This window comes from Pullulanibacillus sp. KACC 23026, assembly GCF_029094525.1.
Taxonomy (GTDB): Bacteria; Bacillota; Bacilli; order Bacillales; family Sporolactobacillaceae; genus KACC-23026.
Genome location: NZ_CP119107.1, coordinates 3,367,797 through 3,394,376, shown reverse-complemented (window position 1 = coordinate 3,394,376; position 26,580 = coordinate 3,367,797). Strand labels below are relative to the sequence as shown.

Genomic DNA, 26,580 nt, shown 5'->3' with positions numbered 1-26,580 from the left:
CGCCCTAAAATCCTTATCCAAAACAACGGATTTTAGGTAAACCACATTGGCTAGACTATTTTTGGTATTCAGATTTGTGGCTTGCAGTTTGAACATTACCTAAAATCCTTATCCAAAACAACGGATTTTAGGTAAAGCAACTCGATATACCTCATGGAGCTAATCATGAAGTTACTTCAAGTCGTAGGTTTGCTCCATCATTTAACATTTACAAGTGTTTAAGGGTTTCGTTACACTAAGAGGATGGAAGTTATGTGAGTCATACATAAAGGATGGTCGGGGATGAAGGATTGGTCGATTCAGAAAATTACGCTCTATCTTAAAGAGCAGGAAACGCTGTCCGCTAATGAAATAAATCTTCTCAAGGCAGATAAACGAAAAGGGGTCATTCTTGCCTTAGAAAAATGGGAACGCCAAAAGGCAAAGCGTGACGCAGAGGTTTCCCATTTTTTTGAATTACAAGAGTTTGAAAAACATCTCCATGAGGCGGGGTTTGAAGCGATCGCCGGGGTGGATGAAGTGGGGAGAGGACCGCTCGCCGGCCCAGTTGTTGCAGGGGCGGTCATTTTAACACGGGAGGCCTTTTTACCGGAGTCTGGTTTAGTGGGATTGAATGATTCCAAACAGCTTTCCCATGAAAAGCGTGCTCATTTTGTCTCGCTGATCAAAAGCAATGCATTAGCGTACGGAATAGGGATTGCTACCGCAAAAGAGATTGATGAAGTCAATATTTATCAAGCTACTAAGCTTGCGATGACTCGTGCCATTGAAAGGTTGAATGTGAAGCCAGATCATTTGCTCATTGATGCCCTTAATTTACCAATAGAGGTGGCTCAAACACCCCTTATAAAAGGGGATGCCCGAAGTCTGAGTATTGCCGCTGCCTCTATTTTGGCAAAGGAATTCCGCGATGATCTCATGGCAAAGCTTGATGACATATACCCAGGCTATCATTTTGCAGACCATGCTGGATATGGCACAAAAGCTCACCTGGAGGCGGTTGGAAAATTTGGCCCGTGTCCGGAGCATCGCTTAAGTTTTGCCCCATTTAAAGTAGGGTAAAATGTTTTAAAGACAAACCCTTGCTAATTAGTTAAATTTTACAATAATTCTAATAATATCAACCCAAAATGAATTAGTTTGTGAAATAGTAGACAAAATCGTTTCACTTTTTTACAATTAGAGAGTAATGGGCTTCACCTAAGACGATAGGAGGTTTGTAATCGTGAATATTCATGAGTATCAAGGCAAAGAACTCTTGAGACAATACGGTGTGGCAGTACCTAATGGTAAAGTTGCTTTTACAGTTGAAGAAGCCGTTGAAGCAGCAAAATCATTGAGCACCGAAGTCAAAGTAGTCAAGGCGCAAATTCATGCTGGGGGCCGCGGTAAAGCAGGCGGTGTTAAGATTGCAAAGAACCTCGATGAAGTGCGTACATACGCTGAAGAAATTCTTGGAAAAGTTTTGGTCACACACCAAACTGGTCCAGAAGGTAAAGAAGTTAAGCGCCTTTATATTGAAGAAGGCAGCAATATTTTAAAAGAGTACTATGTTGGTCTTGTTCTTGACCGTGCCAAATCACGCATTGTGGTAATGGGTTCTGAAGAAGGCGGTATGGAAATTGAAGAAGTGGCAGCGAATACACCGGAAAAAATCTTCCGTGAAACCGTTGACCCAGCTATTGGTCTTCAACCGTTCCAAGCACGTCGTCTTGCGTTTAACATGAACATTCCTAAAGAATTGGTTAACAAAGCTGTTAAGTTCATGCTTGGTCTTTATACAGTATTCGTTGAAAAAGATTGTTCGATTGCTGAAATTAACCCGCTTGTTACGACAGGTGATGGACAAGTTATGGCTCTTGACGCCAAAATGAACTTTGATGATAACGCTCTCTATCGTCACAAAGACATCCAAGAACTTCGCGACTTGAGTGAAGAAGACGAGAAAGAAATCGAAGCATCTAAATATGATCTTAACTATACAGCTCTTGACGGTAACATTGGGATGATGGTCAACGGGGCTGGTCTTGCTATGGCCACTATGGATATCATCAAACACTATGGCGGCGATCCCGCTAACTTCCTTGACGTTGGGGGCGGTGCAACGGCTGAGAAGGTAGCGGCAGCATTTAAGATTATTCTTTCAGATCCAAACGTTAAAGGGATCTTTGTTAACATTTTTGGCGGTATTATGAAGTGTGATGATATTGCTACAGGTGTTATCGAAGCCTCGAAACAAGTCGGTCTTTCTTTACCGCTTGTTGTTCGTCTTGAAGGAACCAACGTTGAGCTTGGGAAGAAGCTTCTTAATGAATCCGGATTAGATATTACTGCAGCTGATTCAATGGCTGATGGTGCTCAAAAAATCGTTGCATTAGTTAAATAAGAAAGGTGGGAATTCGGAATGAGTGTCTTTGTTAATAAGGATACAAAAGTAGTTGTACAAGGGATTACCGGCTCCCAAGGCCTTTTTCATACAACTCAAATGTTAGCTTATGGAACACAAGTTGTCGGTGGCGTTACTCCTGGTAAAGGCGGAACTGAGGTAGAAGGCGTACCTGTATTTAATACACTTGCTGAGTGTGTTGAAAAGACAGGGGCAAACGTTTCCATCATCTACGTTCCACCTGCTTTTGCAGCGGACGCTATTGTTGAAGCGGTTGATGCTGATCTTGATCTAGTCATTTGTATCACTGAAGGTATTCCGATCATGGACATGGTTAAAGTTAAGCGCTACATGGAAGGCAAGAAAACGCGTTTAATCGGACCGAACTGCCCTGGTGTCATCACTCCTGGTGAAACCAAAATCGGGATTATGCCTGGTTATATTCATGAAAAAGGTCATGTTGGGATTGTCTCCCGCTCTGGTACATTGACTTATGAAGCTGTTCATCAATTGACTCAAGCTGGCATCGGCCAATCGACTGCGGTAGGTATCGGCGGAGACCCGGTCAATGGAACGAACTTCATCGATGTGCTTAAGGCGTTCAATGAAGATGAAGACACTTATGCTGTAATCATGATTGGTGAAATTGGCGGAGATGCAGAGGAGCAAGCAGCTGCATGGGTCAAAGCTAACATGACAAAGCCAGTGATCGGCTTTATCGGCGGTCAATCAGCACCTCCAGGAAAACGTATGGGACACGCTGGTGCCATTGTATCCGGCGGTCAAGGGACAGCTGCTGCCAAAATTAAAACGCTTAATGAAAATGGCATTAAAGTTGCCGAAACACCAGCCGTCATCGGTGAAACCTTAATTGGTGTCTTAAAGGAAAAAGGCATCTACGAAAAATGCTTGATTAAATAATAGATGATAAAACCTCCATTACTTGATGTAGTGGAGGTTTTTTTAAAATGGAGGATTTTTGCGGAAATAAGGTGAATTATAGTGGATAGATGAAAAAAAGGATGGTGACGTTAAAATGGATTATAAGGCGTGGCTTTTTCGGTGTTCACATTGCCGGGGACTTGGCAGGCGATCGATTAGACGGCTGATGTCATATTTAATAGAAGAAAATGTCGAATTGACGAGTTTATCGATCTATGAGCTTCAGTCATGGCTTCGTGTTCCAGAAAAGAAAATCGAACTTTTTCTTAAAGATTGGTGTCGGTTTGATGAAAAAAAAGCCTTGGAATCCTATAGTCAACAGGCAGTAGGTTTTATTACCTCAGAAGACCCCGAATTTCCCCCTTTGCTGAAAACCATTCCGGATCCGCCGCTTTTCCTTTACTATATGGGACATCTTGAAATTAGCCACTTTCCCCAATCATTGAGTGTTGTCGGGACCAGGACGCCAACTTCAGAGGGGCTCGAAGTTATGACTCGGTTACTTAGACCGCTTGTTGAAAGAGGGTGGACCTTAGTAAGCGGTCTTGCCACAGGAGTGGATGGACATGCACATAAGCTTGGCCTTGCCTCTCAGACGATTGCTGTCTTAGGTTCTGGGTTTTATCATGTGTATCCGCGCGTTCATCAAGTTTTATTTAAGACAATTGCCCGCGATCATTTAGCCCTCTCTGAGTATCCCCCATCTATTCCGCCGCAAAGGTGGCAATTTCCGGAACGAAATCGTCTTATAAGCGGTTTAACTCCGGCTACACTTGTTGTGGAGGCCAAAGAAAAAAGCGGGTCGCTGATTACCGCAGACCAAGCTCTTGAACAAGGAAGAGATGTGTTGGCTGTTCCAGGCAGCCTATTAAATGAAAATGCAAATGGGACAAACGGGCTGATCAAACAAGGAGCGAGCCTTGTTGCGTCCTATCAAGATTTATTAGATATAAACCTTCTAAAATGAAAGCCTCCTGTCTCCTCTCGCTCTCCATTTCATTATAAAAAAATTCTAAACTTTAAACAGATGTAATATAGTCTTAAAAATAAGGATAAATCCTTTCTCTTATAAGAAAAAAAGTGGCTCATGCGTGTTTAGAAGAGTGTGGATTGTTGAAATACTAATGAGTATAGTTTGACAAACACGATTTCAATCATTACGATAAGTGAAGATTTTATTTTATATTCTATCTGTTAGCTAAGGTTATGATTCTCTGTAAAATAGGATGGTAATCACACCCTATAAATGGTAATTTATTGTAAAATTACCATTAGCAAACATGGGTGGACCATTTTGTAGAGATGCCTTCATATATACGGAAATTAAATCAAGAGAGGAGTCACCTCTTTATGGAAGATTATCTGGTCATCGTTGAATCACCAGCAAAAGCTAAAACAATTAAGCGTTATCTTGGAAATAAATATGAAGTCAAAGCCTCAATGGGGCATGTACGTGATCTCCCAAAGAGTAAAATGGGAGTCGATATAGAGGGTGATTTCAATCCGAGTTATATAACCATTCGGGGTAAAGGACCCGTTCTTAAAGAACTGAAACAAGCGGCCAAAAAAGTTAAGAAAGTGTATCTTGCAGCTGACCCTGACCGTGAAGGAGAGGCCATTGCTTGGCACTTGGCACACAGTTTAGAGATTGATGAAGCTTCAGATTGCCGCGTTGTCTTTAACGAGATTACGAAGCAAGCGATAAAAGATGCGTTTAAAAAACCGCGTCCCATTAATATGGATTTGGTTGATGCCCAACAAGCGCGCCGTGTTCTTGACCGCTTAGTCGGCTATAACATCAGCCCGCTTTTATGGAAAAAAGTTAAAAAAGGTTTGAGTGCCGGACGTGTTCAATCTGTCGCTCTAAAATTGATCATTGAACGCGAGAAAGAAATTCAGTCGTTTATTCCGGAAGAGTATTGGACGATTACAAGTCAGTTTTCTGGAGACGGTGAAACATTTGAGGCGGCTTTTTATGGAATTAATGGGAAGAAGCTGGAACTCAAAACAGAAGAAGAGGTTAAACAAGTTCTCGAACAAATTAAAGGAACCGCTTTTAACATTGAATCGGTTACGAAAAAGGAACGCCTCCGGAATCCGGTTGCTCCGTTTATTACTTCTTCCTTACAGCAAGAGGCTGCACGCAAACTTAATTTTAGAGCCAGGAAGACGATGATGGTCGCCCAACAGTTATATGAAGGTGTTGATATGGGGAGACAAGGGACAACCGGTTTAATCACTTATATGCGTACTGACTCAACCCGGATTTCCGAAGTGGCTCGTACAGAAACGCATGCCTTTATAGAAGAGAAATATGGAAAGGCGTATGTTGGTAAAGGTGGGCAGAAGAGTAAGAATGAGAATGCCCAGGATGCGCACGAAGCGATTCGTCCGACATCGGTTCACTATCATCCTGATGAAGTGAAAGAGTTTTTATCAAAAGATCAGTTCCGTTTGTATAAATTGATTTGGGAACGGTTTGTCGCGAGCCTTATGGCACCGGCTGTGATGGATACAGTGCGTGCTGACCTTGTCAATAACGGTGTCTTTTTTAGAGCAACAGGATCCAAAATTAAGTTTCCTGGATTTATGAAAGTCTATATCGAGGGAAATGATGATAATACGGAAGAGAAAGAAAACTATTTGCCTGAGCTCGTTGAAAATGAGTCCGTAAAGATGGATGAGGCAGAGCCGAAACAACATTTTACACAGCCGCCGCCACGCTATACAGAAGCGCGTCTTGTTCGGACGATGGAAGAGATCGGCATTGGTCGTCCTTCTACGTATGCGCCAACGATCGATACCATTCAGCGTCGTAATTATGTCGTTTTGGAGGATAAGAAATTTGTTCCGACCGAACTTGGTGAAGTGGTTCATCAAATAATGGAAGAGTTTTTTCCAGAAATTATCGATGTAGCCTTTACCGCCAAAATGGAAGATGATCTCGATGCAATAGAGGACGGGAAGACGGATTGGATTAAGATTATTTCATCTTTCTATGAAGAGTTTGAGAAACGCTTGGAGAAAGCGGAAAAGGAAATGCAAGCCGTTGAAATTAAAGATGAACCGGCTGGGATCGACTGTGAGAAGTGTGGACATGAAATGGTCTATAAGATGGGGCGTTATGGCAAATTCCTGGCCTGCTCCAATTTTCCAGACTGTCGCAATACCAAACCGATTTTGAAAGAAGTTGGGGTCACCTGTCCAAAATGTAAAGAGGGCAATATTGTTGAACGAAAAAGCAAAAAACGCCGGAAGTTTTATGGTTGCGACCACTATCCGGAATGCGATTTTATTTCATGGGATAAACCGCTCGCACGCAACTGTCCAAAATGTCAATCTTATTTAGTAGAAAAGAAACAGAAAAAAGGCATGGTTGTTCAATGTTCTGAGTGTGATTATAAAGAAGAGGCGCAATGAATCCCGAGTTTGTAGACTTTTGCTTGACATCTAAGTAAAAGTGGCGCATACTAATAGCGGCCATCTTATACAATTCAGAATTTGTTACAAAAATGCGAATTTTCTTGCTTAGGCCCCTAAATTGTGTTACTATTTAGGGGGCTTTCTTATGAAGTCTTCATGCCGCCGATTGGTTGGGCCAATAGGCTGGTCCTGAGAAGATAGAGTGTAAGAGGCTTCGATCAAGAATGAATAAAATGTGCATACTTAGACTAAGGCACTCTAATGTTCTGGTTCTTATCCTTAGAAGCAGGTGTAATGGCTCATGTGATAATTTTGTCGTTTTCTGTCGCTTTATTTTGGTTTCACTGACTAAAACCTTATAATGGCGAAATGGTCTGGGTTAATTGACACTAAAGTCAGTTCGCTCGAATTAATACTTCTATATTATCGTTCGGGGGATGTACGCTAAAAACTTTTTTTCATGGCATAGAGTCGAGTGAATATACATAAAACAAGTTTATTTAGATGAGATACCCACTTAATATTGAGAAAAAGGGGCGACCGAATTGACTTCACAGAATACGTTTCATGCAACTACAATATTTGCTGTTCAACACAATGGAAGAAGTGCTATGGCAGGAGATGGGCAGGTCACTTTAGGTCAGTCTGTCATTATGAAACAAACTGCTCGAAAGGTTCGGCGTTTATTCGGCGGAAAGGTTATTGCAGGTTTCGCTGGATCTGTTGCGGATGCTTTTACGCTATTTGAGAAATTTGAGGGACGCCTTGAAGAGTATAATGGGAATTTAAAACGAGCCGCTGTAGAACTTGCAAAAGAATGGCGAAGTGATAAAGTCCTAAGACAACTTGAGGCGATGCTCATCGTTATGAACGCCGAGGAATTGCTGCTCGTATCGGGAACTGGTGAAGTGATCGAACCGGATGATGGCATTCTTGCCATCGGTTCTGGCGGGAATTATGCGTTGTCGGCGGGCCGTGCCATGAAGCGATATGGCGGTGAACTCACTGCCGGAGAAATTGCCAAGAATGCGTTGACCATTGCAAGCGAAATTTGTGTGTTTACTAATGACAACATCATTTTAGAAGAGCTTTAAGGGAAGAAATAGATTGACCAACATTTTATTGAACGGGAAGACAACAAGGGGGCTACTTTAATGGAAAAAGCACTGACGCCACGTGAGATTGTTGAAAAGCTCGATCAATACATCATTGGGCAAAAGGATGCCAAGAGGTCTGTTGCCATTGCATTAAGAAATCGTTATCGACGCATGCAGCTCGATGAGAAGTTGCGTGAGGAGATTGTCCCTAAGAATATTTTAATGATTGGACCAACAGGTGTTGGGAAAACCGAAATTGCTCGGCGATTAGCCAAACTAGTTGGGGCGCCATTCGTCAAGTTGGAAGCCACTAAATTCACGGAAGTCGGTTATGTGGGGCGTGACGTCGAGTCAATGGTCAGAGACTTGGTTGAAACCTCGATTCGTCTTGTGCGTGAAGAAAAAATGGCTACCGTTCAATCAAAAGCGGAACAACTCGCCAATGATCGTTTAGTGGAGCTGTTAGTTCCTTCACGCAAACGAACTTCTCCTCAGAAAAACCCATTTGAATTAATCTTTGGCGGCCAAAATCAAAATGACGATGATGTGTTGGATGACTATGAGGACTCTGATCAGTCGTTAAAAGATAAACGTGCCCAAACGAAGAAACTCCTGCAGTTAGGTGAGCTGGAGGATCATATGGTGACTGTTGAGGTAGAAGAACAAACGCAATCTGGAATGTTCGATCTTCTCCAAGGAGCCGGCATGGAGCAATTCGGAATGAATATGCAGGATATGCTCGGCAGTGTGATGCCTAAACGACGGAAAAAGAGAAAACTAACCGTTAGAGAAGCTCGAAAGGTGTTGATTCAAGATGAAGCCCAGAAATTAATTGATATGGATGAGGTGACTCAAGAGGCTGTTACTCGAGCCGAGCAATCAGGAATTATCTTTTTAGATGAAATTGATAAGATCGCTGGAAAAAGCCAAAACTCTGCAGATGTTTCGAGAGAAGGGGTTCAGCGTGATATCTTGCCGATTGTAGAAGGTTCAACAGTAATGACCAAGTATGGTTCGGTTAAAACAGATCATATTCTCTTCATAGCAGCGGGTGCCTTTCACATGTCAAAACCATCTGATCTTATACCAGAGCTCCAAGGCCGCTTCCCAATTCGGGTCGAGCTAAGCAGCCTATCGGTTGACGATTTTGTTAACATCTTAGTGAAGCCAAACAATGCTTTACTTAAACAATATCAAGCATTATTAAAAACGGAAGGTATAGATGTTGAATTTTCTGACGATGCTATCCATAGATTGGCTAACATAGCTCATGAAGTGAATCAAGAGACTGATAATATTGGGGCAAGACGCCTCCATACAATTCTTGAGAAACTTTTAGAAGATCTGCTATTCGAAGCACCGGATATCACCATGGAGAAAATTCAAATCACCTCGCAATATGTGGATGAAAAGCTATCCACAATTGCAAAAAATCGTGATTTAAGCCAATATATTTTATAATCATTAGGAGGAAATACTCAATGACGCTATTAGACAAGACTAGACGAATCAATAACATGCTGCAAAGGACCGTAACTCCCGTTAATTTTAACGACATGGCGAACACACTGAGCGAAGTCATTGGTTGCAACACATTTGTGTTAAGCAGACGCGGTAAATTATTAGGGATGGCATTGAATCTTGAAATTGAAAACGAAAGAATGAAAGAGATGTTTGAAAAACGTCAATTTCCTGAGGAGTACACTCAGAGCCTGTTCAGCATTTCTGAAACATCGGCTAACTTAGACGTTAATAGTCCTTTCACAGCCTTCCCAGAAGAAAACAAAGATTTGTTCCAAAGCGGTCTCACAACGATCGTTCCAATTGTTGGCGGCGGCGAACGTCTCGGTACGTTAGTTCTATCCCGTATGACTCAATCCTTTGATGAAGGGGATCTCATTCTTGCAGAGTATGGAGCAACCGTTGTCGGAATGGAAATCCTTCGTGAGAAAACGGAAGAAATCGAAGAAGAAGCACGCGAAAAAGCAGTTGTACAAATGGCAATCAGCAGTCTGTCTTACAGTGAGCTTGAAGCCATTGAGCACATTTTCAATGAGCTTGAAGGTAAAGAAGGTCTTTTAGTTGCAAGTAAAATTGCTGACCGCGTTGGAATCACTCGTTCAGTGATTGTAAATGCACTTAGAAAGCTTGAAAGTGCTGGTGTTATTGAATCTCGTTCACTCGGTATGAAAGGGACTTACATTAAAGTATTAAATGATAAATTCCTTGTTGAGCTTGAACGCTTAAAGAATTAATCAAATTCGAGCCGATAAGGCAATTGATCAATAGACAGGCGCTCACTTTTGTGGGCGCTTGTTTTTGTTTCGAGAGAATATATGTTTCGGCATAAAAACAGTTTTTTCGCATTGCCCTCTTGCCATTTAAGAAAGGGTATGTTATATTATCCATTGGTGTCATCACACACGTTTAACGGATACTTTTCATGGGTGCTTAAAGACATTTAAGTCATGTTAGTAGATGATGTTGAGCGGAGGCATTAAAACCATATTAGGAGGATTAACACACATGGCAGTTATCTCTATGAAACAATTGCTTGAATCCGGTGTTCACTTCGGTCATCAAACTCGCCGTTGGAACCCAAAAATGAAGCCTTATATCTTTACTGAAAGAAACGGGATCTACATCATTGATCTTCAAAAGACAGTGAAGAAAGTCGAAGAGGCTTATAACTATGTTCGCAATCTCGCTCAAGAAGGCGGGAAAATCCTTTTTGTAGGAACTAAAAAGCAAGCACAAGAATCCGTTCAGTCCGAAGCTATTCGTTGCGGAATGTACTTCGTTAACCAACGTTGGTTAGGCGGTACTTTAACGAACTTCCAAACGATTCGTCAACGTATTGCGCGTTTGAAAGAAATCGAAAAAATGGAAGAGAACGGAACATTTGATGTTCTACCTAAAAAAGAAGTAATCGGCTTGAAAAAAGAGCAAGAGCGTCTTGAAAAATTCTTGGGCGGTATTAAGGATATGGAAACTCTTCCAGATGCCCTCTTCATCGTTGACCCAAGAAAAGAGCGCATTGCGATTGCTGAAGCTCATAAATTAAATATTCCCGTCATTTCAATCGTTGACACGAACTGTGACCCTGATGAAATTGACGTACTTATTCCTGGTAACGATGATGCCATCCGCGCTGTTAAACTTTTAACAGGCAAAATTGCTGATGCGATTATCGAAGCCAACCAAGGTGAATCCGAAGGCGCTGCTGTTGTTGAAGAACCACAAGCAGAAGCGGTTGTGGAAGAGGAAGAAGTAGCAGCTGAATAATTCATGCTTAAAGGGTGATAAAGGGCGGATAACCCTTATCGCCCTTTTTTAAAAAGGATGTTTCCTTTCTATTTTGGAAATCCTTACAGAATGAATACGAGATAAACAGAATGAATGAAGGTTCTCACTATACATAACATACAAGGAGGCCATTCAAATGGCAATTGATGCTAAGTTAGTAAAAGAGCTCCGTGAAAAAACGGGTGCAGGGATGATGGATTGTAAAAAAGCTTTAACTGAAACGGATGGTAATATTGATAAAGCCATTGACCTTTTGAGAGAAAAAGGGATTGCAAAAGCAGCTAAAAAATCAGATCGTATTGCAGCTGAAGGGCTTGCTCAAATTAAAGTAGCAGGGAATGCAGCGGTTATTGCAGAGGTTAACTCTGAAACGGACTTTGTTGCAAAAAATGAACTGTTTACCAATTTGATTGATACCATTTTAAATCATTTAATTGAGGCTAAACCAGCTTCAGTTGAAGAGTCTCTTGACCAACCGCTTCAAGGGGCAGGTCAAACATTGGGTGAAACAATCAACGAAGCCATCGCTAAAATTGGTGAAAAAATTTCATTGCGTCGTTTCCAAATTGTTGAAAAAGCCGACAATGAAGTATTTGGCGCTTATCTTCATATGGGTGGACGCATTGCGGTTCTAACTAAACTTGCTGGTCAAGATGAAGAAGCAGCAAAAGACATTGCTATGCACGTTGCCGCTGTTAACCCTCGTTATGCAACAACTGACCAAGTGTCACAAGAAGAGATTGCTCATGAGAAAGAAGTTTTAACTCAGCAAGCTCTTAACGAAGGAAAACCTGCTAATATTGTTGAGAAAATGGTTGAAGGCCGTCTTAACAAATTCTTGCAAGAAATTTGCCTTGTCGAGCAGCCATTTGTAAAAGATCCAGATCAAAAAGTGAAGAAATTCTTGAGCGACAAAGGGCTTGCCATTCAAACATTCGTTCGCTATGAAGTCGGCGAAGGAATGGAAAAACGCTCTGAGAACTTTGCAGAAGAAGTTCAAGCTCAATTGAAAAATTAATTAATAAGCATAATAAGGCTGACTCACGTTAGATGACGTGTTTCTAAGCGAATTCGGTTATACTTAGAATGATCGAATTCTTATTAGAAGCTGACTCCATCATCTGAATGGTCAGCCTTCTTAATGACTCGAGTTAGACAGTGTGATTAACTTCCGATCGAGTTGTAAAGCAAAATAAAGGAGCGTCGATTGAATCATGGCAGGAGAATCCAGTTATAAACGAGTTGTTCTCAAACTAAGCGGCGAAGCGCTAGCGGGAGAAAATGGTTTTGGTATTGATCCGAAAATTATCGATTCCATTGCCAGACAGATTAAGGAAATAGTAGAATTAGACGTAGAAGTAGCGGTCGTCGTCGGCGCAGGAAATATTTGGCGCGGCAAAACGGGCAGTGAGATGGGAATGGATCGTGCAACGGCTGATTACATGGGAATGCTCGCAACCGTCATGAACGCACTCGCCTTACAGGATGGCTTAGAAAAGCTTGATGTAGGGACACGTGTTCAAACGTCCATTGAAATGCGCCAAGTCGCTGAACCGTACATACGTCGTCGAGCTATTCGCCACTTAGAGAAAAAACGAGTCGTGATCTTTGCAGCAGGTACTGGGAATCCATATTTTTCAACAGATACGACAGCAGCGCTTCGGGCAGCAGAAATTGAAGCCGATGTCATTTTAATGGCGAAAAATAACGTGGACGGCGTCTATACAGCCGATCCAAAAGTGGATAAATCAGCGACCAAATATGAAAAACTTTCATACCTTGAAGTATTAAACGAAGGGTTAGCTGTTATGGATTCAACCGCCTCTTCTTTATGTATGGATAATAATATTCCGCTTATCGTCTTTTCGATTACAGAACCAGGTAATATTAAACGCGTTGTTCTTGGTGAGGAAATCGGAACAATTGTCAGGGGGAAATAAAAATGACACAAGAGATTATTAATGATGCTAAACAAAGAATGAATAAAGCGATTGATGTACTGGCTAATGATTTGATGGCCATTCGAGCTGGTCGTGCCAATCCATCGCTTTTAAATCGTGTTCAAGTAGATTACTACGGGGCGCCTACCCCATTGAATCAGTTGGCGGGTATTACAACCCCAGAAGCACGGATGCTCATCATTCAGCCTTTTGATAAATCAATCATGAGTGATATTGAACGCGCCATTTTAAAAGCAGATCTTGGACTCACCCCTTCTAATGATGGATCCGTGATTCGATTGGCGATCCCGCCATTAACGGAAGAACGCCGCAAAGATTTAGTGAAACAAGTGAAGAAGTCGGCGGAAGAGGCTAAAGTTGCCGTTCGAAATGTACGCCGTGACGCGAATGATTCATTAAAGAAAGCTGAAAAAGAAGGAACTATAACAGAAGATGATTTAAGAGGCTGGACGGATGAGGTTCAAAAAGTAACCGATCAAACCATTTCTAAAATTGACGAAGTGGCTGCGAATAAAGAAAAGGAAATCATGGAGGTTTAATCATTAACAAAAACAACCCCTTTTAAGGGGTTCTTTTGTTATATTTAAAAGTTGAATTAAAACTATGTAAGTTTGCGCATATCATGTATTATAGGAGTAAGAGAGATAAGCATTCGTTTAAGAGAATCTACTAATAATCGTCTAAACAAGTTTCGATATGGGAATTCTAATAAGATGAATGGGAATCAATCTTATACAACATTACAGTGGCTTTGATCTGTGACTTCGCATCCTTGAATTAGATGACCTATACTTCCTGATTAATTGCAGAAGTAATAGGAAGTCTTTCATTGCCTTGAGAAGAAGATTATTATCGGAGTATAAGCACTACTTTGGAGGATCTCCAATGCTTGATAAATTAGGATTTAGAAAAACAAAAGCAACAGACCAATTCAATATAGAAGATAATCTGGAAATCCCGTCGCATGTCGCCATTATTATGGATGGAAACGGGCGGTGGGCCAAAAACAAAAATTTACCTCGCGTTGCTGGCCATCATGAAGGCATGAAAGTGGTCAAGAAAATTGTTCGTGAAGCAGACCGACTCGGCATTGAGATTCTAACGTTATATGCATTTTCTACAGAAAATTGGAAAAGGCCTAAGGATGAAGTTGATTTTCTGATGAAACTGCCTGGACAGTTTCTTACAAGCTATCTAAAAGAACTGATTGAAAAAAATGTGCAAGTTAGAGTTATGGGAGATGAAAGCCGACTGCCTGAGCATACAAGGGCTGCCGTGAATCAAGCAAAAGAACAGACGGCCAATAATACGGGACTGATCCTTAATTTTGCTTTGAATTATGGAAGCCGGCATGAATTGACAATGGCAATGAGAACCCTTGCCGCAGAGGTGCAAATTGGTGAACTGAAGCCTGAAGAAATCGATGAAAGCAAGATTTCGGGCGCCTTGTTATCCCATGCCTATCCCGATCCGGATCTGCTCATCCGAACAAGCGGTGAATTGCGTCTCAGTAATTTTATGCTTTGGCAGCTTGCCTATACAGAGTTGATTTTTACAGATGTCTATTGGCCGGATTTTTCAGAAAGTCATCTTCAACAAGCCATTCAACATTATAATCGTCGTTCCAGAAGATTTGGAGGCGTTTAAAGGATAAGGAGGGTCCTCATGCTTTTACGTATTCTAACCGGTATCTGGGCAGGATTCCTCTTCTTATTCTTTTTATTAATTGGAGGATGGCCATTTGCTCTATTTATTGGAGCTCTTTCCGTTATAGCGTTTTTAGAATTAATTTCCATGAAGAAAATTAAGCCGACATCTATTGAAAGTATTTTAGGTGTGATTGTCGTCTTCTTACTCGTTCTTAAGGGATGGAAAACCCCTTGGATGAATTGGGTACATCCTACCGAACTGTTCATGGGCCTTGTTTTACTGCTTCTCTTAATGACGGTTTTTTCAAAGAATCGGGTCAATATAGATCAGGCTACTTATATTGTGTTTGCCGTTTTGTACGTCGGATATGGATTTGAATATTTGGTGTCACTCCGGTTTAACGGACTTGTCCTAGTTCTCTTTGTTCAAATCATGATTTGGGCAACCGACTCAGGTGCTTATTTTGTTGGACGTCAATTCGGCAAACATAAGCTCGCACCAGCGATCAGTCCGAATAAGACTATTGAAGGGACTTTTGGTGGGATTGGCCTTGCTCTTGTTGCTGCTTTTATCTATCAATTTGTGGTGGGAGAGCATGCTCTTGGAACTACCACGCATCTCATCTTGATCACCTTATTAATCAGTGTGTTTGGTCAATTAGGGGATTTGGCGGAGTCAGCGCTCAAACGTCATTATAATGTTAAAGATTCGGGTCGGATCTTACCAGGACATGGGGGAATCTTGGACCGGTTTGATAGTCTTATTTTTGTTCTTCCTGTCTTACATATGCTGCATATGCTTTAGTTAGTTGATTTTCAATTACACATGAGCTATTTCGTGGTTTTTCATAAGGAGGTTTAACTTCTGAAACAGATTAGTCTTTTAGGAGCGACCGGATCGATCGGCACTCAAACCATAGATGTTGTTATGGCACATCCCGATCAATTTAACATTGCAGCCCTTGCGTTCGGGCGGAATGTTCAAAAGGGGATTGAGATCATCCGACAAGTTCAGCCAAAACTTGTTGCAGTGGCAGATGAAACGGTTAAAACAGCGATTGAACAAGTCATTCCTTCTTCAATTGAGGTTTTGACAGGAATGGAAGGGCTGATTGCGGTCAGTACCTATCCGGATACAAGCCTTGTATTAAATGCCATTCTTGGGAGCAGGGGGCTGTTACCGACTTTAGAAGCAATCAAGACCGGAAAAACAATTGCTCTTGCTAATAAGGAAACCTTAGTGACTGCCGGCCATTTAGTTATGGATTTGGCCAAAAGGCATGGTGTTGATATTTTACCGGTTGATAGTGAACATGCTGCTATTTTTCAGTGTTTGAAAAATGAGCCGAAAAAAGCGGTCAACCGTCTCATTATTACCGCATCGGGCGGAAGCTTCCGCGATCGCACGAAATCGGAGCTTGTTGACGTAACGGTTGAGGAGGCTTTAAAGCATCCCAATTGGTCAATGGGCGCTAAGATTACGATTGATTCTGCAACGATGATGAATAAGGGGCTTGAAGTGATCGAGGCAAGATGGTTGTTTGATGTGCCTTATGACCAAATTGATGTGGTGATTCACAGAGAAAGCATTGTGCATTCGATGGTTGAATTTATCGATTATAGTGTGATCGCTGAACTGGGATTGCCAGATATGCGGGGGCCAATTCAGCACGCCCTCAGTTATCCAGAACGCCTTGAATTCCATCCTCCAAAACGGCTCAACTTATGGGAAATTGGCGCGCTTCATTTTGAGGCGTGGGATGAAGAGCGGTATGGCTGTCTTAAATTGGCCTATGAAGCGGGACGAGCATCTGGCACCATGCCGACGGTTTTAAATGCAGCTAATGAAGTAGCGGTCGATGCTTTTCTGAAGGGGAAGCTTGCTTTTTTAGAAATTGAAGAAGTGGTTAAAGCCGCCCTGGATCACCATCAAGTGATCCAAATGCCAGATTTGGAGACCATTCAATCCGTTGACAGAGAGACTCGTGACTGGACGCTTGCCTTTATTAACAAAATGAGCGTATAAGACGTTTTGAAATAAGGCGTGTGGACTTGCATAAGCTAGAAGATAGACAGCTTCTTCAATGCTAGAAGAGTAATGATTGAAAGCAAGCTGTACTTTAGACCCTGAGTGATGAGAAGATAAGTTTCAATCAACCCTGATCAAAGGATGGTGATGAGATGCAAACCTTTATAGCTGTAGTCATTATTTTTGGGTTGCTCATATCATTTCATGAACTTGGCCATCTCTTATTAGCGAAAAGAGCGGGAATCCTATGCCGTGAATACGCTATTGGATTTGGTCCGAAAATTTTCTCGTTTAAAAAAGGAGAGACGGTCTACACCCTTCGTTTATTGCCCATTGGCGGCTTTGTTCGGATGGCGGGTGAAGACCCTGAAATTGTTGAGATTAAGCCAGGACAACCCATTGGTCTGCGATTTAATCAAGCAGGAGAAGTTGATACGCTTATTGTTAATCAGACAGATAAGCATCACGACGCGATAATCCTGACAGCTGAAGCTTGCGACCTCGAACGAGAACTTTTTATTCGGGCTGTCGATGAAGAGGGGCAGTCTCACACATACCCTATCAATCGTACCGCTAATTATGTGATGGACGGGGTTGCCTATCAGATTGCACCTATTGATCGCCAATTTGGTTCTAAACCGCTTCTTGATCGGATACTTACCATTTTTGCAGGTCCTTTCATGAATTTCTTATTGGCTTTTATCGTCTTTGTACTCTATTTCATGTTCCAAGGTGTGCCGTCTGAAAAGCCTGTCCTTGGAGAGCTTATTAAAGGTGAACCGGCTTATTCATATGGACTCAAACAAGGCGACGAAATCCTTAAAATTGGTGACCAATCCGTCACGAGCTGGGATGATATTACGAAGATTGTCAGCAAAAATCCAAATAAATCGCTTGCTTTTATGATTTCGAGAGATGGAAAGATAATGAAGGTCGCGGTTAAAACCGGCTCTCGTGAGGAAACAAAAGGGCATAAGAGCGGGTATATAGGTGTCTATGGTCCGACTGATAAGAGTGTTGTCGGTTCATTGAAGGGCGGATTTACCCAAACCTATTATTGGATTAAGCAAGAGGTCATTGGTTTTAAAATGCTTGTGACGGGTCAGGTTGGATTGAATCAATTAGCAGGTCCAGTTGGTATTTATGATCTGACAGGTCAAGTTGTCAAACATGGCTTTTTATGGGTGATGAATTGGACCGCCGTTTTAAGTATTAATCTTGGAATTGTTAATCTATTGCCCCTGCCAGCTCTGGATGGAGGACGGTTGATCTTCCTATTCGTTGAAGGACTCAGGGGAAAACCAGTGGATCCGAAACGGGAAACACTCGTACATTTTATTGGATTTGCTTTTTTAATGTTATTAATGATCGTGGTGACGTGGAACGATATTCAAAAAATCTTCCTCCAATAGTCCTGCGGAGAGGGTGTTTTAAATGAAACAAAGTCAATTATTGATTCCAACAATGAAAGAAACGCCGGCTGATGCTGAATCGATTAGTCACAAACTGCTTCTAAGGGCGGGCTTCATTCGGCAAAACGCGGCGGGCATCTATTCTTACCTTCCATTAGGCTACCGTGTGTTACGGAAAATAGAAGAGATAGTCAGAGAAGAGATGGAGCGAGCCGGTGCTGTCGAGTTGTTAATGCCAGCGATTCAGCCGGCAGAACTTTGGCAGCAATCGGGGCGCTGGGAAGTCTATGGGCCTGAGCTCATGCGTTTAAAAGATCGCCATGGCCGCGATTTTGCTCTTGGGGCAACCCATGAGGAGATCATAACCAGTCTCGTGCGTGATGAATTGAACAGCTATAAAAAGTTGCCAATGACGCTTTACCAAATTCAAACCAAATACCGCGATGAACGACGTCCTCGCTTTGGTTTGCTTCGTGGAAGAGAATTCATCATGAAGGATGCTTATTCTTTTCACGCGACTCAGGAAGGGTTAGATGAGCGTTATCAGATTATGTATGATGCGTATACGCGTGTCTTTAGCCGCTGCGGCTTGAATTTCCGTCCGGTCATCGCTGATTCAGGGGCGATCGGCGGAAAGGATACACATGAATTTATGGCGTTTGCGGATATTGGTGAAGATACGATCGCTTATTCAGATGTTTCGAACTATGCGGCAAACATTGAGATGGCAGAGGTTAAACATATTCCGACTCAATCCGATGAAGATGAGCTTCCTTTGGATAAAGGTCAGGCGATCTCTGGTGATGACCGATTGATCATGGTGCAATGGTTTAAAGTCAATGACCAAGCTGCAGCGGTGCTTCATCGAGCAGGTGATGAAATTAATGACGTCAAAGTAAAGAATCATCTTAATGCGACGATGGTCGACGCTTTTGAAGGACATCCTGCTTTTAATTTGAGTGAACTGAAAAATAAGGATGTCATCCTTCTAGCAGACAACGGTGTCCAAAACGTTGTTAATGGCGTCATAAAAGAGGGCGAACAGGTTGCACACTTTAACGTGAATGCTGACCGCGACTTAAAGGCTGTTACGTTTGGAGATTTCCGTTTTATTAAAGAAGGTGATCCTTCTCCTGATGGCGAAGGTACCATTCACTTCACAGAAGGCATTGAAATCGGACAAGTCTTCAAATTAGGCACCAAGTACAGTGAATCTATGGGAGCAAATTTCTTAGATGAGAACGGACGGAGCCATCCAATGATTATGGGCTGTTATGGAATTGGCATTTCTCGGACTTTATCCGCTGTTGCCGAGCAGTACCATGATGATCGCGGTTTGATTTGGCCAGCTTCTATTGCGCCTTTTCAAGTTCACATTGTGCCTGTTAATGTGAAAAATGAGGAACAAAAGCAATTAGCGGTTTCCTTATATAACACGTTATCCGGCCAATATGAGGTACTCCTTGATGACCGTGACGAACGAGCCGGTGTGAAGTTTGCCGAAGCTGAGTTAATCGGCTGTCCCGTTCGCATAACGGTTGGAAAAAGAGCATCTGAAGGAATTGTCGAGGTCTCTCTTCGGTCAAAAGGTGACAAGGAAGAAGTATCGATCGAACAGCTTCCTGAATTTATTAAAGAACATTTAAAGTAAGCTTTATACAAGGCTCTTTTCTAAAAGATTGAGATTGTTGCTATTTAATAAAAAATAGGTGGAAATAGGCGAGACGCCTGCTGGAATAGCAAGCCAGGTGAGAAACCGCAGGCGTATTTTGCCGAGGAAACTCACGGTTTGCCCGCGAAAAGCGAGCTTATTGGAGCTAAGAAAACAACAAAGTTTACGAAAACAGCCTTATACAAAGACCGGTCCTGTTCGTCCTACGATTACGAATAGGCCGGTCTTTTTTTTACAATATTTTTTGGCTTACATTTTCACTAGGAGACTGTTAAACTATAAAAAGACGAGTTCATTTAGTCATAAACTGACCTCATTCGACTTTTATCTTAAGTTAATGAACGGGAAAAAGTAAATGAAAGAAAGGAGAAGAGTTGTGGAAGGAAAAACAAAGCAGGATCGATTCAGAATTCTTCTCAACCAATTAAATGCCCCTGAAGAAGTTGTTGAAAATTATTTAAAGAACGGGAATATTGAGCGCCTTGTGGTCCACCAAAAAGAGAAGAAATGGCATTTTCATTTTCAACTCGAGACGCCGCTTCCTTTTCATGTCTATAAATGGTTTCATGATCAATTAACCGCGGCGTTTCAACAGATTGCCTCGGTTACTTTTACGATATTAACTCAAAGGCAGTCACCCGATCCCGAATTGTTTGTGTCTTACTGGCCGGAGATTGTTAGACGGCTTGAAGATCATTCACCTGCCTTATCGCAAAGACTAAGGTCCCAATCTCTGAAACTCATGGATAACCGCCTTGTTTTAGAAGTGGCGAATGAAACGGAAGCGACGGCATTAAAACGGAAGCTTCCTGCACTCTTGCAAGATATCGTTCCTCAGTTAGGGCTTGCGTGTCCTGAGTTGACTTATCAGCACCGCGATATTGAGGAGGAACTTAACGATTTTATTAAGCAAAGAGATGAGGAATCGGAGACCAAGGCCCTTCAAGCGATGGAGGAGCTTAAGAAAAAGGCTGAGCAGCAAACACAGACGACTCAACCAGTTGGTCCTCTTAAGATCGGTTACGATATCCCTGAAGACCCTGTGATCATTAAAAGTATTCAGGAAGAAGAACGCCGGATCACCATTCAAGGTCTTGTTTTTGATGTGGAAATTCGTGAGCTGCGCAGTGGGCGAACACTAGCTTTATTTAAAATCACGGATTATACGGATTCCATTCTTTGTAAGGTGTTCTTAAAAGATAAAGAAGAAGCTGAGCGTTTTTCACATCTGAAAAAAGGCATGTGGCTGAAAGTAAGAGGCGGAGTCCAAAATGATACCTTTGTCAGAGATTTAGTTCTAATGGCTCGTGATATTGAAGAAGTCAATCCGCTAATTAAGAAAGATCTAGCTCCTGAAGGCGAAAAACGTGTCGAGCTTCACGCTCATACGACCATGAGCCAAATGGATGCGATTGCGACAGCTTCAGATCTTGTTCAGCGGGCTAAATCCTATGGACATAGTGCGATTGCGATTACCGATCATGGTGTCGTTCAATCTTTTCCAGAAGCCTACTCAGCAGGCAAGAAACACGGGGTTAAGATTCTCTATGGGCTTGAGGCCAACCTTGTGGATGATGGTGTTCCGATTGCTTTTAATGAACAACCGATTGAATTGGCAGAGGCAACCTATGTTGTTTTTGACGTTGAGACAACAGGTCTATCAGCGGTTTATAATAAAATCATAGAACTTGCGGCTGTCAAAATAAAAAATGGGGATATCATTGAACGATTTGAAAGGTTTTCCAATCCCCATGAACCACTTTCGCAAACCATTATCGACTTAACCGGGATAACCGATGACATGATCGCGAACGCCCCGGAAATTGATGAGGTACTGAGGGATTTTCATGAGTTCGTCGGCGATGCGATTCTTGTTGCGCACAACGCTCAATTTGATATGGGCTTCTTAAATACGGGCTATATCAAGATGGGGTTAGACAAATCACCTAATCCTGTAATTGACACATTAGAATTGGCTCGTTTTCTCTATCCTGATATGAAGAACCACCGGCTGAATACTTTATGTAAAGCCTTTAATATTGATTTAACCCAGCATCACCGAGCGATCTATGATACGGAAGCGACCGGGTATTTACTATGGAAGATGGTAAAAGATGTGATTGAACGCGGGATTGTTTTACACTCCCAGTTAAACGATAATATGGGTAAAGGAAACATGAAACGGATTCGACCAAGCCATTGCACGATTCTCGCCCAAAATCAAACAGGGCTGAAAAATTTGTACAAACTTGTGTCTTTTTCTCATATTGATCATTTTTACCGAGTTCCCCGGATCCCGCGGTCGTTATTGGGAAAATATCGGGAAGGTCTAATCATTGGCTCTGGATGTTCCCAAGGGGACGTCTTTGAGGCGATGATGCAAAAATCGGCTGAGGAGGCCGAAAAGGCAGCTGAATTTTATGATTATATTGAAGTTCAGCCTCCTGCTATCTTACAGCATTTAATTGAACGCGAACTAGTCAATGATGAGCTCGCTTTAAGAGATATCATCCGCAAATTAGTCGACTTAGGCGATAAAATGGATAAACCGGTTGTCGCAACAGGTAATGTCCATTATCTAGATGAGAACGATTTTCTTTATCGTAAAATCTTGATTGCTTCACAATCCGGAAATCCATTGAACAGACAGAAACAGCCGCCTGTTCATTTTCGAACAACGGATGAGATGCTTGAGGAATTTTCTTTCTTAGGCGAAGAACGAGCTAAGCAAATTGTGGTGACGAATACACATCATATTGCTGAGCTTATCGAAGAAATCAGGCCTGTGCAGGATGAACTCTTTACACCGAAAATTGAAGGGGCAGACGAAGAAGTTCGGGATATGAGCTATCGCGAAGCCCATCGCCGTTATGGAGAGACGCTGCCAGAGGTTGTTGAAAAACGGCTTGAGAAGGAACTGAATAGTATTATTGGCCACGGCTTTGCGGTCATTTATTTGATTTCACATAAACTCGTGGTCAAATCCCTTAACGATGGGTACCTGGTCGGTTCAAGGGGTTCAGTTGGTTCCTCGCTTGTTGCCACCATGATGTCTATTACAGAGGTTAATCCGTTGCCGCCGCACTATGTGTGTCCAAATTGTAAGCACTCCGAATTCTTCTTAGACGGTAGTGTGGCCTGCGGCTTTGACCTTCCTGAAAAAACGTGTTCAGAATGTGGGACAGTCTATACGCGGGATGGTCATGATATTCCATTTGAAACCTTCTTAGGCTTTAAAGGAGATAAGGTTCCCGATATCGATTTGAACTTTTCGGGTGAATATCAGCCGGTTGCTCATAACTACACTAAAGAGCTTTTCGGAGAGGATTATGTCTATCGTGCTGGAACAATCGGTACGGTGGCAGATAAGACGGCTTATGGGTACGTAAAAGGCTACGAAAGTGATTTTAATTTGCATTTGCGCGGTGCAGAGATTGATCGGTTAGCGTCAGGCTTTACCGGTGTTAAACGAACCACTGGTCAGCATCCGGGCGGGATCATAGTTGTCCCGGATTATATGGACATTTATGACTTTTCACCGATCCAATATCCGGCAGATGATCAGTCATCCGAGTGGCGGACGACGCACTTTGATTTCCACTCGATTCATGACAATTTGCTTAAGCTTGATATTCTGGGACACGACGATCCGACCGCTATCCGAATGCTTCAAGACTTGAGCGGGATTGATCCGAAAGAAATCCCGACATCGGACCCAGAAGTGATGAAGATATTCAGCACGACCGAAAGCCTTGGTGTCACCGAAGAGCAGATCCGTTCAAAAACAGGTACCTTAGGGATCCCTGAGTTTGGGACACGATTTGTCCGCCAAATGCTTGAGGACACTCGTCCGACGACGTTTGCCGAATTGGTGCAAATTTCGGGGCTTTCTCATGGAACGGATGTGTGGTTAGGAAATGCGCAAGAGCTTGTTAATAACGGGACTTGTGTACTGAAAGAAGTTATCGGCTGTCGTGATGATATTATGGTCTATTTGATGCATAAAGGCTTAGACCCTTCGATGGCGTTTAAAATCATGGAATCCGTTCGTAAGGGGAAAGGGCTCAATGATGAATGGATTGGCATAATGAAAGAACATGGAGTGCCGCAGTGGTACATTGATTCATGTTTGAAAATAAAATACATGTTCCCGAAAGCCCATGCGACCGCTTATGTGTTGATGGCGATTCGGATTGCCTATTTCAAAGTTCATCATCCGATCCTTTTTTATGCGACGTATTTCTCTGTACGCGCAGACGACCTTGACATTGACATTATGAAGCGCGGCGCAACAGGCATTCTTGCCAAGATAGAAGAGATTGAAGGAAAAGGTCTGGATGCTTCTACTAAAGAGAAGAACTTGTTAACTGTATTAGAAATTGCTTTAGAGATGTGTCAACGTGGATTTTCCTTTTCATCGATTGACCTTTACCGGTCGAAAGCAACTGAATTTGTCATTGATGGCAATCGCCTCATCCCTCCTTTTAATGCCTTATCAGGGGTGGGAACTAATGCAGCGATTAACATCGTGAAGGCCCGTGAAGATGGTGAATTTTTATCAAAAGAAGATTTGCAAAAACGTGCGAAGCTATCACGGACGGTTGTGGATTATCTCGATCAGCATGGCTGCTTGGCAGGCTTGCCAGAATCGAATCAATTATCCCTTTTCTAATGGTTCCATCCTTCTCGTGAAAGGAAAAAGAGAGCCAAGGATCCCAGCTAGAAAAAAGGTGTAAGTTGCCAGTTTGTAAGGGGTATGATATATTAGTTTTGGAAATACTGTTGAATAGCTTTGACAAAAGAGTGGGAGATTCCCACTCTTTCGTTTTCATATTCGTGTTAATTTGAACACACCTACATAGCTAAGACACGGTTCCCTGTACGAACGAACTAGACATGTGCTAGAAAGGAGGACGGTACTTTGGCCGGTCGAATAGTTGAATTAACAACCGAGATTTGCAAGCCTATATTGGACAGCTTAGATTTAGAATTAGTGGATGTCGAGTATGTAAAAGAAGGCAAGAATATGTTCTTGCGCGTCTTTATTGACTCACCTATCGGCGTCGATCTTGATATGTGTTCAAGGGTAAGTGAACAATTAAGCGAGGCACTAGATGAACACGACCCTATTAAAGATCCATACTTTTTGGAGGTCTCTTCACCAGGCGCTGAGCGGCCGCTTAAGAATGTGCAGGATTATCAAAAGGCTAAAGGTAAAAATGTACGTATCACAACCTACGAGATGATTGACAAAGCAAAGGTCTTTGAAGGCATTTTAAAGGAAGTGGCGGAAGATTTTTTAGTTGTGACGGTCAGGATTAAGACACAAACCAAGGACGTCACCATTCCATTTGAAAAGATCGCGAGTGCTCGCCTTGCTGTTATTTTTTAAAATAACAAAGTGTGGAGCTTTTCGGCTAAAGCGGCAGCTTAATGAATAGGAAGCAATGACTTGACTTGCAAAAGGCTCTATGAAAATGTGACTTTAATAGTGCACGCCGCAGCAGGTTTCAAGCCGGATTTGAAAGGGGAGATAACTCATGAGCAATGATCTCTTAGAAGCCTTAGTGGCACTTGAAAGAGACAAGGGTATAAAGAAGGAAATTATTATCGAAGCGCTAGAAGCAGCTCTTATTTCTGCTTATAAGCGGAATTTTAATCAAGCACAGAATGTTCGTGTTGATATGAATGAAACAACCGGTCAGTTTAAAGTGCTGGCTCAAAAAGAGATAGTCGAAGAAGTTCAGGATCCTCGACTTCAATTATCGCTTGAAGATGCAAAGAAAATCAATCCGCAATATGAGCTTGGTGATGTGTTTGAGGAAGAAGTAACGCCTCGCAACTTTGGCCGCATTGCAGCCCAAACCGCTAAGCAAGTGGTGACCCAACGTGTAAGAGAAGCCGAGCGTGGTGTCATTTATAATGAATTTATTGATCGTGAAGAAGATATCATGACGGGGATTGTTCAGCGCCAAGATCACCGTTTTATTTATGTGGACTTAGGCCGGGTCGAAGCCTTGCTTCCAACAACCGAACAAATGCCGAATGAAACGTATCACACACATGATAGAATTAAAGTATATATTACGAAGGTTGAAAACACTTCTAAGGGCCCATCTGTTATGGTTTCTCGAACTCATCCTGGTCTTTTAAAACGTCTTTTTGAATTAGAGGTTCCTGAAATTTATGACGGAACGGTAGAGATTAAGTCCATTTCTAGAGAAGCAGGCGAGCGTTCCAAAATTGCCGTTTATGCCGAAGATCCTGAAGTCGATCCGGTTGGGTCCTGTGTCGGACAAAAAGGAACACGGGTTCAGGCGATTGTCGATGAATTAAAGGGTGAGAAAATTGATATCGTACGCTGGTCTGAGGATCCGGTTGAATATGTGGCGAATTCTTTAAGCCCATCAAAAGTGGTCGATGTCTTAGTCAATGAAGCTGATAAGGCAACAACCGTGATTGTTCCTGATTATCAATTATCATTGGCAATTGGAAAACGCGGACAGAACGCACGACTAGCTGCCAAATTAACAGGCTGGAAGATTGATATAAAGAGTGAGACAGAAGCGAATGAGCTTGGTTTGCTGGATGAGGCAGGCGCTATTCAAAGTCAAGCACAGGCGGATACCGATCGCGATGAAATCTATGAAGAAGAGGCACAGACTGAATCAAGAGTTCTTCTAGATTTGGATGAAGAATAAGA

The 26,580-nt window shown here is 42.3% G+C and carries 20 protein-coding genes; all 20 read left to right on the top strand.

The features are described 5' to 3' along the window. The first annotated feature begins 282 nt into the window (after positions 1-282). The 20 genes from PU629_RS15770 (at position 283) to nusA (ending at position 26,578) form a co-directional block, all read left to right on the top strand. On the top strand, positions 283-1,062 hold the full coding sequence (locus PU629_RS15770; protein WP_275281012.1) for a ribonuclease HII: 780 nt from the start codon (positions 283-285) through the stop codon (positions 1,060-1,062). A gap of 163 nt (positions 1,063-1,225) precedes the next feature. Then, a complete protein-coding gene (gene sucC, locus PU629_RS15765) occupies positions 1,226-2,386 on the top strand; it encodes an ADP-forming succinate--CoA ligase subunit beta (RefSeq protein ID WP_275281011.1) in 1,161 nt (386 codons plus the stop codon). Positions 2,387-2,404: 18 nt separating this feature from the next. Next, positions 2,405-3,307: a succinate--CoA ligase subunit alpha gene (sucD, locus tag PU629_RS15760; RefSeq protein ID WP_275281010.1), complete on the top strand. Its 903-nt coding sequence runs from the start codon at positions 2,405-2,407 to the stop codon at positions 3,305-3,307. Positions 3,308-3,422: 115 nt separating this feature from the next. Next, the gene (gene dprA, locus PU629_RS15755; RefSeq protein WP_275281009.1) at positions 3,423-4,295 is read left to right on the top strand and encodes a DNA-processing protein DprA; all 873 of its coding nucleotides are present in this window, start codon (positions 3,423-3,425) and stop codon (positions 4,293-4,295) included. A gap of 383 nt (positions 4,296-4,678) precedes the next feature. Continuing rightward, a complete protein-coding gene (topA, locus tag PU629_RS15750; RefSeq protein WP_275281008.1) occupies positions 4,679-6,748 on the top strand; it encodes a type I DNA topoisomerase in 2,070 nt (689 codons plus the stop codon). Positions 6,749-7,362: 614 nt separating this feature from the next. After that, positions 7,363-7,845, top strand: coding sequence for an HslVU peptidase proteolytic subunit (hslV, locus tag PU629_RS15745; RefSeq protein WP_275284453.1), 483 nt, complete (start codon positions 7,363-7,365; stop codon positions 7,843-7,845). A gap of 60 nt (positions 7,846-7,905) precedes the next feature. After that, the gene (hslU, locus tag PU629_RS15740) at positions 7,906-9,309 is read left to right on the top strand and encodes an ATP-dependent protease ATPase subunit HslU (protein WP_275281007.1); all 1,404 of its coding nucleotides are present in this window, start codon (positions 7,906-7,908) and stop codon (positions 9,307-9,309) included. Positions 9,310-9,329: 20 nt separating this feature from the next. Then, positions 9,330-10,103 (top strand): GTP-sensing pleiotropic transcriptional regulator CodY, encoded by a 774-nt coding sequence (codY, locus tag PU629_RS15735; RefSeq protein WP_275281006.1) that lies wholly within the window; start codon positions 9,330-9,332, stop codon positions 10,101-10,103. A gap of 271 nt (positions 10,104-10,374) precedes the next feature. Then, positions 10,375-11,133 carry a 30S ribosomal protein S2 gene (gene rpsB / locus PU629_RS15730; protein ID WP_275281005.1) on the top strand — a complete coding sequence of 253 codons (759 nt, stop codon included), beginning with the start codon at positions 10,375-10,377 and terminating at the stop codon, positions 11,131-11,133. Between the two features lie 157 nt (positions 11,134-11,290). Next, the gene (gene tsf / locus PU629_RS15725; RefSeq protein WP_275281004.1) at positions 11,291-12,172 is read left to right on the top strand and encodes a translation elongation factor Ts; all 882 of its coding nucleotides are present in this window, start codon (positions 11,291-11,293) and stop codon (positions 12,170-12,172) included. A 196-nt stretch (positions 12,173-12,368) separates the two neighbouring features. Next, positions 12,369-13,094: a UMP kinase gene (pyrH, locus tag PU629_RS15720; protein WP_275281003.1), complete on the top strand. Its 726-nt coding sequence runs from the start codon at positions 12,369-12,371 to the stop codon at positions 13,092-13,094. Positions 13,095-13,132: 38 nt separating this feature from the next. Next, complete coding sequence (gene frr / locus PU629_RS15715) at positions 13,133-13,654, top strand: ribosome recycling factor (RefSeq protein ID WP_481900518.1); 522 nt, start codon at positions 13,133-13,135, stop codon at positions 13,652-13,654. A 346-nt stretch (positions 13,655-14,000) separates the two neighbouring features. Next, positions 14,001-14,762, top strand: coding sequence for an undecaprenyl pyrophosphate synthase (locus tag PU629_RS15710; RefSeq protein ID WP_275281001.1), 762 nt, complete (start codon positions 14,001-14,003; stop codon positions 14,760-14,762). An 18-nt stretch (positions 14,763-14,780) separates the two neighbouring features. Next, positions 14,781-15,569: a phosphatidate cytidylyltransferase gene (locus PU629_RS15705; RefSeq protein WP_275281000.1), complete on the top strand. Its 789-nt coding sequence runs from the start codon at positions 14,781-14,783 to the stop codon at positions 15,567-15,569. 60 nt (positions 15,570-15,629) lie between these two features. Then, positions 15,630-16,790 (top strand): 1-deoxy-D-xylulose-5-phosphate reductoisomerase, encoded by a 1,161-nt coding sequence (locus PU629_RS15700; protein WP_275284452.1) that lies wholly within the window; start codon positions 15,630-15,632, stop codon positions 16,788-16,790. Positions 16,791-16,945: 155 nt separating this feature from the next. Then, positions 16,946-18,205 carry an RIP metalloprotease RseP gene (gene rseP, locus PU629_RS15695; RefSeq protein ID WP_275280999.1) on the top strand — a complete coding sequence of 420 codons (1,260 nt, stop codon included), beginning with the start codon at positions 16,946-16,948 and terminating at the stop codon, positions 18,203-18,205. Between the two features lie 22 nt (positions 18,206-18,227). Next, the gene (locus tag PU629_RS15690) at positions 18,228-19,856 is read left to right on the top strand and encodes a proline--tRNA ligase (protein ID WP_275280998.1); all 1,629 of its coding nucleotides are present in this window, start codon (positions 18,228-18,230) and stop codon (positions 19,854-19,856) included. Positions 19,857-20,232: 376 nt separating this feature from the next. Then, on the top strand, positions 20,233-24,549 hold the full coding sequence (locus tag PU629_RS15685) for a PolC-type DNA polymerase III (RefSeq protein ID WP_275280997.1): 4,317 nt from the start codon (positions 20,233-20,235) through the stop codon (positions 24,547-24,549). 249 nt (positions 24,550-24,798) lie between these two features. Continuing rightward, positions 24,799-25,269 carry a ribosome maturation factor RimP gene (gene rimP / locus PU629_RS15680; protein ID WP_275280996.1) on the top strand — a complete coding sequence of 157 codons (471 nt, stop codon included), beginning with the start codon at positions 24,799-24,801 and terminating at the stop codon, positions 25,267-25,269. Positions 25,270-25,417: 148 nt separating this feature from the next. Further along, positions 25,418-26,578 carry a transcription termination factor NusA gene (gene nusA / locus PU629_RS15675; protein ID WP_275280995.1) on the top strand — a complete coding sequence of 387 codons (1,161 nt, stop codon included), beginning with the start codon at positions 25,418-25,420 and terminating at the stop codon, positions 26,576-26,578. The last annotated feature ends 2 nt before the right edge of the window (positions 26,579-26,580 follow it).

Coding starts and splice junctions, on each gene's coding strand:
- PU629_RS15690 (WP_275280998.1), top strand. CDS start 18,228: ATGAAACAAAGTCAATTATTGATTCCAACAATGAAAGAAACGCCGGCT.
- PU629_RS15710 (WP_275281001.1), top strand. CDS start 14,001: ATGCTTGATAAATTAGGATTTAGAAAAACAAAAGCAACAGACCAATTC.
- dprA (WP_275281009.1), top strand. CDS start 3,423: ATGGATTATAAGGCGTGGCTTTTTCGGTGTTCACATTGCCGGGGACTT.
- hslU (WP_275281007.1), top strand. CDS start 7,906: ATGGAAAAAGCACTGACGCCACGTGAGATTGTTGAAAAGCTCGATCAA.
- PU629_RS15705 (WP_275281000.1), top strand. CDS start 14,781: ATGCTTTTACGTATTCTAACCGGTATCTGGGCAGGATTCCTCTTCTTA.
- rseP (WP_275280999.1), top strand. CDS start 16,946: ATGCAAACCTTTATAGCTGTAGTCATTATTTTTGGGTTGCTCATATCA.
- pyrH (WP_275281003.1), top strand. CDS start 12,369: ATGGCAGGAGAATCCAGTTATAAACGAGTTGTTCTCAAACTAAGCGGC.
- tsf (WP_275281004.1), top strand. CDS start 11,291: ATGGCAATTGATGCTAAGTTAGTAAAAGAGCTCCGTGAAAAAACGGGT.
- sucD (WP_275281010.1), top strand. CDS start 2,405: ATGAGTGTCTTTGTTAATAAGGATACAAAAGTAGTTGTACAAGGGATT.
- nusA (WP_275280995.1), top strand. CDS start 25,418: ATGAGCAATGATCTCTTAGAAGCCTTAGTGGCACTTGAAAGAGACAAG.
- rpsB (WP_275281005.1), top strand. CDS start 10,375: ATGGCAGTTATCTCTATGAAACAATTGCTTGAATCCGGTGTTCACTTC.
- PU629_RS15685 (WP_275280997.1), top strand. CDS start 20,233: ATGAAAGAAAGGAGAAGAGTTGTGGAAGGAAAAACAAAGCAGGATCGA.
- frr (WP_481900518.1), top strand. CDS start 13,133: ATGAATAAAGCGATTGATGTACTGGCTAATGATTTGATGGCCATTCGA.
- codY (WP_275281006.1), top strand. CDS start 9,330: ATGACGCTATTAGACAAGACTAGACGAATCAATAACATGCTGCAAAGG.
- PU629_RS15770 (WP_275281012.1), top strand. CDS start 283: ATGAAGGATTGGTCGATTCAGAAAATTACGCTCTATCTTAAAGAGCAG.
- hslV (WP_275284453.1), top strand. CDS start 7,363: ATGGCAGGAGATGGGCAGGTCACTTTAGGTCAGTCTGTCATTATGAAA.
- topA (WP_275281008.1), top strand. CDS start 4,679: ATGGAAGATTATCTGGTCATCGTTGAATCACCAGCAAAAGCTAAAACA.